Genomic DNA, 13083 nt, shown 5'->3' on the forward strand with positions numbered 1-13083 from the left:
ATACCCACAAAAAAACGCCTGAGAGTAATCTCAGACGTTTTGGTTTAAAACCGATTCAATTGAATTAGTTAGCTTGGTTTAAACGAGTTAAGCGTGATTTGTCACGCGCAGCTTTATTGGCATGGATCAAGCCTTTGGAAGCAGCCATATCGATCGCACGGATTGCTTCAGTGTATAATGCACCAGCATTTTCAGCGCTTTCTGCATGAGCAGTTTCGAATTTCTTCACTGCGGTCCGCATTGCTGCTTTTTGGCTCGCGTTTTGAGTCCGAGCTTTATTGTTCGTACCCACACGCTTGATTGCAGATTTGATTTGTGGCATTGAGGTCACCTCCAACTATAGAAAAATAAAAACTTGCCAAAAAATATTATATCAGAACAGGCTAGATATGCAAGGGTTCCAGCGAATTTAACCGATTTCTCACTCCTTTTTTCCAGTCTAAAGGGGAGAAACATAAATATCTGCTTGCTTTTTGGGGAAATATTCGCTAAAGTATTGTTGTTATACCAATTACTAGGTTTGACGACTCACCGACGTTTTACCTTGTTTTTGGACAATTTCAAAGAGGTGAAAGAAATGGCAATTTCGAAGGAAAAAAAGAACGAACTCATTACCAAATATGCGCGTCACGAAGGGGATACTGGTTCTCCTGAGGTGCAGATCGCAGTTTTAACTGAAGAGATCAACACGCTGAACGCGCATTTGAAGGTCCACAAGAAGGATCACCATTCATACGTTGGTTTGTTGAAGAAGATCGGCCATCGCCGTAACTTATTAGCATATCTGCGGAACAATGACGTTGTTCGTTACCGTGAACTTATCAAGAGCTTGGGCTTGCGTCGTTAATAGCCTTACCAGCGAGGTCGCTTCGATCTCGCTTTCTTTATACATAAAAATCTATTGAAAAGGAAGAAGAACATGGAACAAGATAAACATATTTTTCGGCGGCAGTGGGCTGGCAAGAATCTCCAAGTTGAGATCGGTCAGATGGCAAAACAGGCTGATGGCGCTGTTTTTGTGCGCTATGGTGATTCAGCGGTCTTAAGCGCGGTCGTTCATAAGTCCGCCCGTGAAAATCAGGATTTCTTTCCCCTGACGATCAATTATGATGAGAAGATGTTCGCTGCTGGCAAGATTCCCGGGGGCTTCAATAAGCGTGAAGGTAAACCTAGCACGCACGCCACTTTGACGGCACGTTTGATCGATCGTCCTATTCGGCCACTGTTCCCAGATGGCTACAATGATGAAGTCCAGATCACTAATATTGTCTTCAGTGCTGATCCGGAGGCCGGGCCAGAATTGATGGCTATGTTAGGGTCGTCATTGGCTTTAGGCATTTCACCGATTCCTTTCGCCGGACCAGTCGCGGGGGTGAAAGTCGCCCGCGTTGACGGTGAACTGCAATTGAACCCGACCAGCGGCGCTTTGCCTGGTTCTGATTTGGATTTGACGGTTGCTGGTTCAGCGACGGCCATCAATATGGTCGAAGCCGGCGGTGACGTGATCGCTGAGTCCGAAATGTTGGCGGCTTTACACTTTGGTTTTGCGAAAGTTCAAGAATTATGCGCTTTTCAGCAGGAAATCATTGCGGCAATCGGTGCGCCTAAGCTGGACTTTGTTAGTCCTAGCGCGCCAGCTGATTTGGTGGCTGAAATCAATGATCTCTATCAGGCGACGATGCGCCAAGCAATTTTGACCACGGACAAGTTAGCTCGAGAAGACAACATTGCTGCTGTCAAAGAATTGGCCCATGACCATTATGCTGGATTAGCGGCCAGCGGTGGCGCTGACTCGATTTTGCCGATGGTGGATCAATTGCTAGACGATTTGGAACGTCAAGAAGTGCGGCAAATGATTTTGGAGCAGCATCAGCGTCCCGATGGTCGGGCTTTGGACGAACTGCGCGCGTTATCCGCGGAAGTGGGACTATTGCCCCGTGCTCATGGCTCAGGTTTATTCACCCGTGGGCAAACCCAAGTCCTGTCTGCGTTGACTTTAGCGCCATTAGCTGAAGCACAGACAATCGACGGTCTGTTACCGGAATATCACAAGAATTTTGTCCATCACTATAATTTCCCTCAATTCTCGGTTGGGGAAACAGGCCGCTATGGCGCGCCGGGCCGTCGAGAAATCGGGCATGGGGCGCTTGGTGAGCGGGCGATGTTACCCGTCATTCCGGATACAGAGAGTTTTCCTTATGCGATTCGCTTGGTTTCCAATGTTTTGGAATCAAATGGGTCGTCCTCTCAGGCCAGCATTTGTGCCAGTATTTTGGCGTTAATGGATGGCGGGGTTCCCATCAAGGCGCCGGTCGCTGGTATTGCCATGGGCATGGTCAAAGAAGGCGCGGACTACGCGATCCTGACCGATATCCAAGGCATCGAAGATCATTTAGGTGATATGGATTTCAAGGTTGCCGGTACTACTGAAGGCATTACCGCGTTACAAATGGACATCAAAGCCGAAGGGGTCACGAATGAAATTCTAGCCGAAGCCTTGGCCCAAGCCAAAAAGGCCCGGTTAGAAATTCTCCAGGTATTGACGGCAACGCTGCCAGCATCACGGACAGAATTGAGTCAATATGCGCCGAAGATCGAGCAAATGATGATCAAGCAAGCGCAGATCAAAGACGTGATCGGCCGTGGCGGTGAAACAATAAACGAGATTATTGACCAAACCGGTGTTAAAATCGATATAGAGCAAACTGGACAAGTCACGATCAGCTCTGATGATCGCGAAGCCATTGAACAGGCGAAACAAATCATTACCGACTTGACGCGTGAGATCGAAGTCGGCGGCGTCTACATGGGGACTGTCAATCGCATTGAAGCTTTCGGTGCTTTTGTGGAACTGGCTAAGGGTAAGAACGCCCTCGTCCACATTTCCCAACTGACGCCAGGTCGCTTGAACAAGGTTGAAGACGCGGTCAAATTAGGCGATCAACTCTTAGTCAAAGTTATCAGCATTGATGGTAAAGGGCGGATCAACGCTTCACGGAAAGCGTTGTTGGCCACGGAACCGGAATAAAGAATAAGTAAGGAGCAATAATGTTACAGAATTTAAAAGTAATTCCATTTGGCGGCGTTCGCGAAAATGGTAAGAATATGTATGCCGTTGAGGTCGAAGATGAGATCTACATCTTCGATTGCGGCTTGATGTACCCTGAGAACGAGTTGTTAGGGATCGACGTGGTCATTCCTGATTATAGCTATTTAACCGAGAATATTGACAAGGTTGTGGGCATCTTCCTGACTCACGGTCACGCTGATGCCATTGGGGCCCTGCCTTATTTCTTGGCGGATCATCCCGTGCCGGTTTTCGGTTCAGAGTTAACGATTGCCTTGGCCAAGATCACGGTCGCTGGGGAGAAGAAAACCAAGAAATTCAAGGATTTTCATGTCATTGACGAGAAAACCGCGATTGACTTCAATCACGCCACCGTCTCATTCTTCAAGACGACCCATTCAATTCCTGGTTCGTTAGGCGTGGATCTGAAGACAGAAGCGGGACACATTGTTTATACCGGTGATTTCAAATTTGATCAGGCCGCTAAACCGATGTTTCAGACGGATTATGGTCGCCTAGCCGATATCGGGCGCGACCACACGATCATGCTACTCAGTGATTCCGCTAACGCCGAATCACCTTATGTCAACAGCAGCCAGCGCGATATCGCCAGCTACATTACGGAAACCTTCAAATATCATCCCGGTCGCATTATTGTGGCGTCAGTCGCCAGCAATATCGAACGGATGCAACAGATTTTCGACTCAGCTGCGAAAACCGGCCGACGGGTCATCTTGACCGGTCAGGATTTAGAAAAGATCGTCAAAACCGCGCTGAACTTGAAGTATTTGACCTTGCCAGAGCCTGATTTGCTGGTTCAATTGAAAGATTTAAAGACCTTGAAACCGGAACAAACCATTATTCTGGAAACTGGGCGAATGGGCGAACCGCTGAAGTCCTTGGAGCGAATGGCCACCAACAATCACCGCACTTTGCACATCAAAGAGGGCGACTTGGTGTTCATTACGACGACCCCATCTCATGCCATGGAAACGACGGTGGCCAAGACGCGGGATTTGATTTATCGCGCCGGTGGGACAGTCAAAGCTATCAGCGATGACTTGCATTCATCTGGTCACGCGAATAAGACGGACTTGCAATTGATGCTTAATTTATTGCGACCGGATAACTTGATGCCGATTCAAGGAGAGTATCGCTTGTTAGAGGCACACACGCATATCGCTGAAGAAACAGGCTTGCCGCTGGATCACATTTTCGTGACCAAGAGTGGCGATGTGGTGCAATACCATCAGGGCGAATTCAGTCTAGGCGCGGCGGTCAACGCTGGTGATACCATGATCGATGGTAAGGGCGTTGGCGATATCGGTAATATTGTTTTACGGGATCGGCGTCTATTGGCCGACGATGGGATCTTCATCGCGGTCGTTACGATCGACCGGCGTAAGAAGAAAATCGTGGCGAAGCCGAAACTGACTTCCCGTGGGTTCGTTTACGTCAAGGCTAACCGTGACCTGATGGCCGAAAGCGCCTCGATCATTGTCAAAGCAATCGAAAATAATTTAGCGCATAAAGAATTTGATTGGAACAACCTGAAACAAGACGTGCGCGAAGATCTCAGCAAATATCTGTTTGATCAAACCAAACGACATCCAGTGATTTTACCAGTCATTATGGAAGTCAATCAAAATCGGCATCGTTGATGCGCAGTAAAAAAAGGGCCGCGGCCCTTTTTTACTTGGCGCGACTGCTGTTGGAGGTAGTATGATGAGCCAATTTCCCGAATCAGTCCAGAGTTTGATGACACTCGCGGCAGAGGCGGCCGAACAGGACAACTATTCCCAAGCCTTGAAGTATTTGAATCAGGCTTTGGCGATCGAACCAGATTTTACCGTCATTCAAGCCTATTTGGAAACGGCTAAGGCGGCTGAGAGTCAACCGGCGCTCCGTCAGTTATTGCGAGCGCCGGAAACAGTTCAAGCTTTCGCGACGGCGCGGCGGCTACCCGATTATTGGCAGGCGTTGTGGTCGGCGGGCCTTTATTTGACTTTGGACCAGTCTGGCTATGATCTGGCCCAGAATCAAGCCGCCTTGAATGGGACCGATTTGACCACCTGGCAAGCTTGGGTCCAACGAGTCGGTGAGCTTAAGCTGAGTGCTAGCGAATTCGCCCAATGGGAAAATCGGCTGCAACAGCTGACCTTGACACAATTGAATGGGGACGTGGCCGATTTCTTTACCGATTTGGCGACCTTGCCGCCGCAAAGTTTCTATCGACTGAGTCAAACGCTGCTGCTGAACGCTTTACTGTCACCAGTGATCCGGTTTCAGTTGTTGCTGGAGTTGGCGGCGATGTCCCAGACCAAGGACCTGTCGATTTTTTGGCAAGGGGAGGTCCGGCAGTTTTCGACTCAAGCCCTGCAAAGGTTTGAACAAAGCGAGCCTTACGTGACGTTACGCGCGGGTATTGATGTCGCAATCGAAAGTGGTCAGTTGGCGGATTCACAACGAGATCTGGCCCAAAGCAATCTGTTGACCTATCTGATGTTGACAGCGCCCTTTAGTCAAGCGGAACTCCAGCCCTTGGCCGCGTGGCAACAACTGGTTTTAACGGGGAGGGTCCCCACCGATGTTTCTCAGCAAACGCGGGCCCATTTGAACTTTTGGCAAGGTGAGGAGACCAAATTATTGCGCAGTTTACAATAGTTTGATATTGTAGTGACAACGAGGTTTTCGGCCTCGTTTTTATGTGGAGTTGGCGCAATTTGTTCCTAAAGTTAGTTTTAGGGCGATTTAATTCAAAATTTTCTTATTTTGCGAGTTTTAGGTATTTACAATTCGGTCAACTCTCCGTATAATCATTAAAGGATATTCCTTTAGCAGCATGGTATTTCCGCGGCTGAAGTAGTATAATTAAACATAGAGAATTTTCGGCGCAATTGATACGCCGATTCTTCTTGCAATTTTACAGGAGGTTCATTTAATAATGGCAGAAAAAGAGCATTACGAACGAACTAAGCCCCATGTAAACATTGGGACTATCGGCCACGTCGATCATGGTAAGACTACCTTGACAGCCGCAATTACTAAGGTGTTAGCTAAGAAGGGTCTTGCAAAAGCCGAAGATTACAATCAAATCGATAACGCTCCAGAAGAAAAGGAACGTGGGATCACAATCAACACTTCTCACGTTGAATACGAAACTTTGAAGCGTCACTACGCTCATATCGATGCCCCAGGACATGCTGACTACGTTAAGAACATGATCACTGGTGCCGCTCAAATGGACGGTGCGATCTTAGTTGTTGCCGCAACTGATGGTCCTATGCCTCAGACTCGTGAACATATCTTGCTTGCGCGTCAGGTTGGTGTTGACTATTTGGTTGTCTTCTTGAACAAGGTTGACTTGGTTGATGACGAAGAATTGATCGACTTAGTTGAAATGGAAGTTCGGGAATTATTATCAGAATACGATTATCCTGGTGACGATATTCCTGTTCTCCGTGGTTCAGCTTTGAAGGCCCTTGAAGGCGACCCAGAACAAGAAAAAGTTATCGAAGAATTGATGGATACCATCGACGAATATATCCCAACACCAGTTCGTGACACTGACAAGCCATTCTTGATGCCTGTCGAAGATGTCTTCACGATCACTGGTCGTGGTACTGTTGCTTCTGGTCGTATCGACCGTGGGACAGTTAAGATCGGCGACGAAGTTGAAATCATTGGTTTGAAGCCTGAAATCCAAAAGTCAATCGTTACTGGCTTGGAAATGTTCCGTAAGACTTTGGATCTTGGCGAAGCCGGCGATAACGTTGGTGTCTTGTTACGTGGCGTTAACCGTGACCAAGTAGAACGTGGCCAAGTTTTGGCTAAGCCAGGTTCGATCCAAACTCACAACAAGTTCAAGGGTGAAGTTTATATCTTGAGCAAAGATGAAGGTGGCCGTCATACACCATTCTTCTCAAACTATCGTCCTCAGTTCTACTTCCATACGACTGACGTTACCGGTGTCATCGAATTACCAGATGGCGTTGAAATGGTAATGCCTGGCGATAACGTTACTTTCGAAGTAGATTTGATTGCGCCAGTTGCGATTGAAAAAGGGACTAAGTTTACGGTTCGTGAAGGCGGACGTACTGTTGGTGCCGGTCAGGTAACTGAAATCTTAGACTAATCATTCGTTTAAAACGGCTAAAAGACTCGATTGCTCGAGTCTTTTTTCTTTTGCGCGAACCTGACGTGAAAAAATATTAAGAAACCGAGCAACTTGACGACTTTTTGAGAAAGTTTCATTTACTTTTTTTGGCAAATAAGATAGTATTAATTAAGTATGTTAAAGAGATAGATGTAATTTAATATCGGAGGTAAATTGAATGTCTGCCACATGGGAAAAGAAGGGCACCAACGACGGTGAACTCACTTTTGAAATTAGTGTAAATAAAATCGATGAAGGTTTAGATGCAGCCTTCAAACGTGTTAAGAAGAATTTAGCTGTTCCTGGCTTCCGGAAGGGGAAAGTGCCTCGCCAAATCTTTAATCAGATGTATGGCGAAGCTTCCTTATATGAAGACGCTTTGAACGTGGTCTTGCCAGATAGCTACGAGGCAGCCCTGGCTGAGGCTGGGATCGAACCTGTTGATCAGCCTGAGATCAGCATTGAAAAGATGGATCCGAAAGAACCTTGGATCATCAAGGCTAAAGTTACCGTTAAGCCTGAAGTTAAGTTGGGCGACTATAAAGGTCTGTCCGTACCAACGGCTGACGTTGAAGTCACTGACGCAGATGTTGACGCTGAATTGGCTAAGCGTCAAGAACAACAAGCTGAATTGGTGCTTAAAGAAGATGGCGTCAGCGAGAAGGGTGACACTGTTGTCATCGATTACGCTGGGACGATCGACGGCGAAGCTTTTGACGGTGGTTCTTCCGAGAACTATTCGCTTGAATTAGGTTCAAACAGCTTCATTCCTGGTTTTGAAGATCAATTGTTGGGACATAAATCCGGTGACGAAGTTGATGTGACCGTGACTTTCCCTGAAGATTATCAAGCCAAGGAATTAGCTGGTAAGGAAGCGCATTTCGCCACGAAGATCCATGAAATCAAGACGAAAGAAATTCCTGAACTTGACGATGACTTCGCTAAGGATATCGACGAAGAAGTTGAAACGTTGATCGAATTGAAAGCCAAGATCAAGGATCAATTGACGCAAAACAAGCAAGAAGCCGCTGATGCCGCTAAGCAAGAAGCTGCTTTGAACAAAGCGGTTGCCAATGCCGAAATCGTTGACTTGCCTCACGCGATGATCGAAACAGAAGTCCACAACCAAATGGACCAATTCTTAGGCAATATGCAACGTCAAGGCATCAATCCTGACATGTACTACAAATTGACGGGCACGACTGAAGAAGATCTCCACAAGCAGTTCGAACAAAACGCTGACCAAAACGTTAAGACTAACTTGGTTTTGGAAGCAATCGTAGCGGCTGAAAAGATCGAACCAAGTCAAGAAGAAGTCGATCATGAAATCAAAGATTTAGCTGAAGAGTACAACATGGAAGAAGATAAAGTTCGCGGAGCTTTGACGGATGAAATGTTGAAGCACGATATCGCCATCAAGAAGGCAATTGATATCGTTACTGATTCTGCGGTTGAAGAAGCAGAATAGCGCCAGTTTCTGAAAAGGAGGACTGAACGGTTTGTGTTCAGTCCTTTTTTCAACAAGACATCAAAGGCGAATTGCTTTACAGCCGCGGGCAAAACATGCTATCATCGGTCATTGATCGAGCATAAAAAAGGTGGACGAACGATGTTTGATAATATGCAAACTACAGGAACGGTTAAGTGTTCGTTCTGTGGTAAGACCCAAGACCAAGTCAAGAAAATCATTGCTGGTCCCGGCGTTTATATTTGTAATGAATGTGTTGACTTATGTAAAGATATTTTAGATGAAGAATTACAGGCTGACGCGGTGGATCAAAGCGTTGATGTGCCAAAGCCACGGGAAATCTTGGATTTCTTGAACGATTATGTGATCGGTCAAGATGACGCTAAGAAGGCCTTGGCCGTTGCCGTTTATAACCACTACAAACGGGTCAACCATATGGCTGTCGCTGACGCGGATGAAACCGAGTTGCAGAAGAGTAACATTGCCTTGATCGGACCAACTGGCTCCGGGAAGACTTTCCTCGCCCAGAGTTTGGCGCGGATCTTGAATGTGCCTTTCGCGATCGCGGACGCGACAACTTTGACCGAAGCGGGTTATGTTGGTGAAGATGTGGAGAACATTCTGTTGAAATTACTGCAGAATGCGGATTACGACGTCGATCGCGCACAACGCGGGATCGTCTACATCGATGAGATCGACAAAATCGCCAAAAAGAGCGAAAATGTTTCCATCACGCGTGATGTTTCGGGTGAAGGTGTCCAACAGGCGCTTTTGAAGATTCTGGAAGGGACCATCGCTAACGTACCACCTCAGGGCGGACGGAAGCATCCGCAACAAGAATTCATTCAAGTTGACACCACGAATATCCTCTTTATCGTTGGGGGCGCTTTTGATGGCATCGAAAACATCATTCGCAACCGCTTAGGCGAGCAAGTGATTGGTTTCGGCGCGGCCAGTGAGCAGAAAGTTAAGATCGAAGACGAGGCCCACATTATGCAACAAGTTGTGCCGGAGGATTTGATGAAGTTTGGGATCATTCCTGAATTTATTGGGCGGATCCCGATTGTGACGGCTTTGAATAAATTGAGTGAAAGTGATTTGGTTCGCATCCTGACAGAACCGAAGAACGCTTTGGTCAAACAATATCAGAAGCTGATCGAATTGGATGGCGTGAAGCTGAAGTTCACGCCTGACGCTTTGAACGCCATGGCACATGAAGCAATCGAACGTGATACCGGCGCGCGGGGCTTGCGGGCCATCATGGAAGAAGTCATGCAAGATACCATGTTTGAATTACCAGATCAAACGGATGTTTCCGAAGTGATCGTGACTAAAGAGGCCGCGGAAGGTTTGCAAAAACCTGAACTGGTCCACACCAATGAACAAGCATCCTAATCAGTAACTTGGTGCGCTCAACGCCACGCCGTGATTCTTGTAGTCCGGGGCGCGTTGGAGCCACCAAGTTTTTTGGTTACTTTAGTAATGAAGTTGGTTCAGCAAGAACAAGCTGACTTCGGTTTAGAAAAGAGGGAACCCATGCACGTCCAAGATATCAAATTACTGATCAGCGCGGTGGCGCCTGAGCAGTATCCCGTCAATCAATTACCAGAGATCGCGTTGGCCGGCCGTTCCAATGTGGGCAAGTCATCTTTGATCAATCGCTTGGTACAGCGGAAGAATTTCGCCCGCACCTCCAGCCAACCGGGCAAGACCCAAACTTTGAACTTTTATCAGTTGAATCAGGACCTGACCTTGGTGGATGTTCCTGGCTATGGTTACGCCAAGGTTTCGAAGAAGCAACGGGAGCAGTTCGGCCAAATGTGTGAGGCTTACTTTACCAGCCGCAAGCAGTTGCGCGGCGTGGTGATCTTAGTGGATGGCCGCCACGATCCGACTGACGATGACCAGACCATGTATGAGTTCGTTCATTACTATCACCATCCGATCCTCGTGGTTGCGACGAAAATGGATAAGGTGACCCGCAATCATCAGGCCGGCAATTTACAACGGATCCGCAAAGTTCTGCAAATGGACCCCGCCGATGATCTGCAAGCCTTCAGCGCCGTTTCAGACTTAGGCAAGGCCGAAGTTTGGCAATGGATCGCCGATAAAATGTAGCTTGGCTCAGCAAGTAGCGGGGATTTGACGCGGCGCGCGTCCGTCCGTTAGTGTGAACCAGTAGTCAGCGGATCATGGCGCTTTTCCTCTGTGGAAGGCGTCAGCCAATGTTTTTCAGCGAAAATAAAAAAGCAGTGATCACATTTTTCCAACTTTGGGTTGGAAATGTGACTCATTGCTTTTTTTGGCTGATTATTTGTCTTCTTTAGCAGCTTTCGCTTCGGCGGCGGCAGCAGCTTGTTCAGCCTTTGCGGTCGCAGCTTGTTTAGCTCTGATCTGTTGTGCCATGACCCCATTTTTCTTATCTTCGGGGAGTGTGGCAAATTTATCGAACAGGCTGGTCAATTTATCATCGCGTTTCATTGTGATTGCCATTTTGGTCACCTACCATTCGCCATAATCATAGCATAGATCCCGCCGCCGTCAAAGCTTTTTCTCACAGCAGAGCACATGGAGACGGCCGGCGAATCTTGGCGACAACGCGTCGGCTCACTCGAGCGTCGCTGGACATCAGCTAAGTCCAGGTGAGTGATCGCTGGTTTGGGTCCCAGCCCGTGGCCCAGTCGCCTGATGGTGGTCTGGCTCGGCTTATAAAAGAGCGGTAGCAAGAATAAATATTCATTTTAAACAATAAATTCGGCTTTATCTTGAATATTTATAAAATATATGCTATGATTTGGTCATTCTAAAAGTGGGTGAAGATATGGAAACAATTTTGAAAACGCAGCAATTAACTAAAAAATTTGGCGATAATCTCGTTTTAAAAGGAATCGATTCTGAAGTTCAGGCCGGACAAGTTATTGTGATCATTGGCCCCTCAGGTAGTGGGAAAAGTACTTATCTCCGCTGTTTAAATCTCTTGGAGCAACCAACTAGTGGACAAGTTTTCTTTAAGGATCAAGAAATCAATGAGTTGGATGAGGCCCATTTGGATCAGATCCGCGAGAAAATGGGGATGGTCTTCCAATCCTTCAATCTTTTCGCTAATTATACCGTTTTGGAAAACGTCAATTTGGCGCCAATCAACGTGCAACATCTAGATCAGGCCACGGCCAATCAACAAAGTTTGGCGTTGCTAGAACAAGTGGGGCTTGGCGACAAGGCCACCGCAACGCCAGCCAGCCTTTCTGGCGGCCAGCAACAACGGGTGGCGATCGCCCGAGCGCTGGCGATGAAACCAGATGTGATGCTCTTTGATGAGCCGACTTCCGCCTTAGATCCCGAAATGGTTGGCGAAGTCCTGAATGTGATGCGTGATTTGGCGAAAACCGGCATGACCATGGTGATCGTCACCCATGAGATGGGTTTTGCCAAGAACGTCGCCGATGAAGTTTGGTTTATGGATGACGGCCAGGTGGTTGAGCAAGGCACTCCTGAACAAGTCTTTGAACATCCCCAAGAACAGCGGACCCAAGATTTTCTGTCAAAAGTCTTGGTCAGCTAATAAAAAAGAATCCCAGCTTGGGATTCTTTTTTGCTGGAGAACATTGTTTCGGTCCCGGATCTTGGCGAAGGTGGTGGGGGCGTTTCGGCTAACCGCGTCTGACGGAATAACTGGCCGCTGCTTGCGCTGTGCGTAGCGTTGGTGGTTGGCAGATGTGGTAGGGCTCCAGGTCGGGCTGGGGGTGGTGGAACGCGGCGGGCGTCACTTTGAGCTTCGCGAAACCCGCGCGAATCTCAAAGCTGAGCCTTATTCTAGGCGGCAGAGCCGCCAAGAATAATATCGCGGCTGACTCACCCCCAGCCCGACCTTCCGCCAGACAGATAAACAGCCCACCAACGCCAGAGTGTGAGCCGACCTGGGTAGCTTCTGAGCATTAGCCTAGCAATTGTTTTGGAAGCCGTACTTTGCTTCCAGAACAATTACGTAGCTAAGCGGAAGAAGCTAGGTCGACGAACACGTTTCAACGCCACGCTCCGCTCCAGCCGCTCAAAGCTGCTAGCTCAACGACACCAACGCCACGCTGCCAGTTTCGCCCGGTCAGCCTGGCTGATCGCCAGAGTTCGTCCAGCCCAAACCGTTGGCAAAATTCTGGTTAGGTTGATGGGCAAAGTCGGCTCGCTGTGTTCGTACGCAAGTTCCTCCGGCGAATTGAGTTGCTAAAGCAGAACTCACCGGCAGCGCGCGTTGGCGTAAAGTTTAAGTGGGTGGAATTGTTGAAGATAAAAAGGGAGCGATTCCCTTTATGCTAGAATAGTAATTGACAAAACAACTTTCTAGGAGGAATCGCTCTTGAAATCTATTCTACAACAAATCAACACAGAATTGTTAAC

At 47.7% G+C, this 13083-nt stretch carries 11 protein-coding genes; 9 read left to right on the top strand and 2 right to left on the bottom strand.

Annotated features, from left to right (window positions below; all coding sequences use genetic code 11):
• Positions 1 to 64: 64 nt before the first annotated feature.
• Complete coding sequence (rpsT, locus tag EKM94_RS10775; protein WP_125601724.1) at positions 65 to 322, bottom strand: 30S ribosomal protein S20; 258 nt, start codon at positions 320 to 322, stop codon at positions 65 to 67.
• A gap of 255 nt (positions 323 to 577) precedes the next feature.
• On the opposite strand from rpsT, the gene rpsO reads away from it, so the two are divergent.
• The 8 genes from rpsO to yihA all read left to right on the top strand — a co-directional run bounded on the left by rpsO (position 578) and on the right by yihA (position 10809).
• Positions 578 to 847 carry a 30S ribosomal protein S15 gene (gene rpsO, locus EKM94_RS10780; protein ID WP_125601727.1) on the top strand — a complete coding sequence of 90 codons (270 nt, stop codon included), beginning with the start codon at positions 578 to 580 and terminating at the stop codon, positions 845 to 847.
• 72 nt (positions 848 to 919) lie between these two features.
• Positions 920 to 3028 (top strand): polyribonucleotide nucleotidyltransferase, encoded by a 2109-nt coding sequence (gene pnp, locus EKM94_RS10785; protein ID WP_125601730.1) that lies wholly within the window; start codon positions 920 to 922, stop codon positions 3026 to 3028.
• A 20-nt stretch (positions 3029 to 3048) separates the two neighbouring features.
• Positions 3049 to 4728 (top strand): ribonuclease J, encoded by a 1680-nt coding sequence (locus EKM94_RS10790; RefSeq protein WP_125601733.1) that lies wholly within the window; start codon positions 3049 to 3051, stop codon positions 4726 to 4728.
• Positions 4729 to 4792: 64 nt separating this feature from the next.
• Entirely contained in the window at positions 4793 to 5731 is a 939-nt protein-coding gene (locus tag EKM94_RS10795) for a hypothetical protein (RefSeq protein WP_125601737.1), read from the top strand.
• Positions 5732 to 6011: 280 nt separating this feature from the next.
• On the top strand, positions 6012 to 7202 hold the full coding sequence (tuf, locus tag EKM94_RS10800; RefSeq protein WP_125601739.1) for an elongation factor Tu: 1191 nt from the start codon (positions 6012 to 6014) through the stop codon (positions 7200 to 7202).
• 199 nt (positions 7203 to 7401) lie between these two features.
• Positions 7402 to 8691: a trigger factor gene (gene tig, locus EKM94_RS10805; protein WP_125601742.1), complete on the top strand. Its 1290-nt coding sequence runs from the start codon at positions 7402 to 7404 to the stop codon at positions 8689 to 8691.
• 141 nt (positions 8692 to 8832) lie between these two features.
• The gene (clpX, locus tag EKM94_RS10810; RefSeq protein ID WP_125601745.1) at positions 8833 to 10086 is read left to right on the top strand and encodes an ATP-dependent Clp protease ATP-binding subunit ClpX; all 1254 of its coding nucleotides are present in this window, start codon (positions 8833 to 8835) and stop codon (positions 10084 to 10086) included.
• A gap of 141 nt (positions 10087 to 10227) precedes the next feature.
• Positions 10228 to 10809 carry a ribosome biogenesis GTP-binding protein YihA/YsxC gene (yihA, locus tag EKM94_RS10815; protein ID WP_125601748.1) on the top strand — a complete coding sequence of 194 codons (582 nt, stop codon included), beginning with the start codon at positions 10228 to 10230 and terminating at the stop codon, positions 10807 to 10809.
• Between the two features lie 192 nt (positions 10810 to 11001).
• On the opposite strand, the gene EKM94_RS10820 is transcribed toward yihA, so the two are convergent.
• The gene (locus EKM94_RS10820; RefSeq protein ID WP_125601751.1) at positions 11002 to 11184 is read right to left on the bottom strand and encodes an SPJ_0845 family protein; all 183 of its coding nucleotides are present in this window, start codon (positions 11182 to 11184) and stop codon (positions 11002 to 11004) included.
• A 328-nt stretch (positions 11185 to 11512) separates the two neighbouring features.
• Here EKM94_RS10820 and EKM94_RS10825 point away from each other — a divergent pair, with 328 nt between their 5' ends.
• Positions 11513 to 12253 carry an amino acid ABC transporter ATP-binding protein gene (locus tag EKM94_RS10825; protein WP_125601752.1) on the top strand — a complete coding sequence of 247 codons (741 nt, stop codon included), beginning with the start codon at positions 11513 to 11515 and terminating at the stop codon, positions 12251 to 12253.
• The last annotated feature ends 830 nt before the right edge of the window (positions 12254 to 13083 follow it).

Source organism: Lapidilactobacillus achengensis (genome assembly GCF_003946655.1).
Classification (GTDB): domain Bacteria; phylum Bacillota; class Bacilli; order Lactobacillales; family Lactobacillaceae; genus Lapidilactobacillus; species Lapidilactobacillus achengensis.

Coding starts and splice junctions, on each gene's coding strand:
- rpsT (WP_125601724.1), bottom strand. CDS start 322: ATGCCACAAATCAAATCTGCAATCAAGCGTGTGGGTACGAACAATAAA.
- rpsO (WP_125601727.1), top strand. CDS start 578: ATGGCAATTTCGAAGGAAAAAAAGAACGAACTCATTACCAAATATGCG.
- pnp (WP_125601730.1), top strand. CDS start 920: ATGGAACAAGATAAACATATTTTTCGGCGGCAGTGGGCTGGCAAGAAT.
- EKM94_RS10790 (WP_125601733.1), top strand. CDS start 3,049: ATGTTACAGAATTTAAAAGTAATTCCATTTGGCGGCGTTCGCGAAAAT.
- EKM94_RS10795 (WP_125601737.1), top strand. CDS start 4,793: ATGAGCCAATTTCCCGAATCAGTCCAGAGTTTGATGACACTCGCGGCA.
- tuf (WP_125601739.1), top strand. CDS start 6,012: ATGGCAGAAAAAGAGCATTACGAACGAACTAAGCCCCATGTAAACATT.
- tig (WP_125601742.1), top strand. CDS start 7,402: ATGTCTGCCACATGGGAAAAGAAGGGCACCAACGACGGTGAACTCACT.
- clpX (WP_125601745.1), top strand. CDS start 8,833: ATGTTTGATAATATGCAAACTACAGGAACGGTTAAGTGTTCGTTCTGT.
- yihA (WP_125601748.1), top strand. CDS start 10,228: ATGCACGTCCAAGATATCAAATTACTGATCAGCGCGGTGGCGCCTGAG.
- EKM94_RS10820 (WP_125601751.1), bottom strand. CDS start 11,184: ATGGCAATCACAATGAAACGCGATGATAAATTGACCAGCCTGTTCGAT.
- EKM94_RS10825 (WP_125601752.1), top strand. CDS start 11,513: ATGGAAACAATTTTGAAAACGCAGCAATTAACTAAAAAATTTGGCGAT.